This is a genomic window from Clostridium sp. CAG:43, assembly GCF_000434655.1.
In the GTDB taxonomy this organism is placed as follows: Bacteria; Bacillota; Clostridia; order Lachnospirales; family Lachnospiraceae; genus Otoolea; species Otoolea fessa.
The window spans coordinates 12,736-13,888 of sequence record NZ_FR895101.1; the positions used below are offsets into that span (position 1 = coordinate 12,736).

Annotated in this window: 2 pseudogenes; both read right to left on the reverse strand. The window is 54.9% G+C overall.

From position 1 onward, the window contains the following. Positions 1-829, reverse strand: a pseudogene (locus QVO97_RS09080) (peptidoglycan-binding protein); the annotation flags it as partial. A 191-nt stretch (positions 830-1,020) separates the two neighbouring features. Next, positions 1,021-1,153, reverse strand: a pseudogene (locus tag QVO97_RS09085) (spore protease YyaC); the annotation flags it as partial.

Genomic DNA, 1,153 nt, shown 5'->3' on the forward strand with positions numbered 1-1,153 from the left:
GCTGTTCCACCGTGACCGCCTCTTTCCCGTCCGCAGTGCCCCGCACACCATCCGGAAGGACGGATACCAGCACACTCTCCATCTCGCGCATTTTCTGGTAATTGCCGAAAAGCACCACGCCGCCGGCAAGCACCGCGACCGAAAGCACACCACACAGCGTCCCCAGCGCCCGGATCGTCCCGTAACGCGACGCCGCCTCCTGCTGCCGCTCTTCCATCCGGTTACGGAAATCGCGGATCACCCGATCGCCGGTGCCTGTCTCCACCCGGCGGGCGTCCTTCCGCAGAATCATATAGTCCTGCATCATCTGGTTTTTCTCGTAGTATATATGATATCCTTTCAAACGGTAAAACCCGTCCTCCGACATCACATAGTATGCCGCCTCACCGTCCACACCGCTGTTTATGTACATGAGCTGGTTTTTCCCACCGAAATACTGCTTGTGCAGCCGCCAGTAGGTCAGGGGACTTAACATACACCCCGGCGCGCCGCAGATAAACCACCCCTGCACGGTCTTTTTTGGAAATGTCTCCTCCATCCGCTGGTATGCCTTTTTCCATGCCGCCTCCGAAAAGACAATCTTCTCCCCGGACGGCACAACCTCCTCCATCTCCAGCGCCCCGTCCACAAAGAGGCACGGAACCTCCTGCTGTGGATCCGAATTTCCGAGCAGCAGCCCGACCCGGAGTCCCGGTCCGCCGGATGGATATACCTGTTTCAAATACGTGTTTACATAATCCTCCACATACAACCGGACCACCTCATCCCGCTCGCCGATCTGCCGGATATTTTTCGGCAGTTCTGCGCGGGAACCAGAATATTCTCCCATATGTTCACCCCGCTATGATAGATTCTCCTGAAACCGGGTCTGTACTTGCTTCCATGATTTGATTGCTGCACCGTGCAGCATTTTCAGTGCTGAAAATACCTGCTCAAATACAGTAACATGATTTTCCGTAATTTCAGGAGTATGATGAATTTCTTTCCGCCTATCATAACGCCGATTGCATGCAAAATTTGTCAAACGGAGGCAGCATCCAGGCAAAAATTTTCGACAAGCCCGATCCCCGCGCTGATGCAGTCTGCCAGCTGCATGACGAGTGCCAGGCGGATACTCTGCAGCATCATCGGATCGTAATGGCTGCAGCCCGCC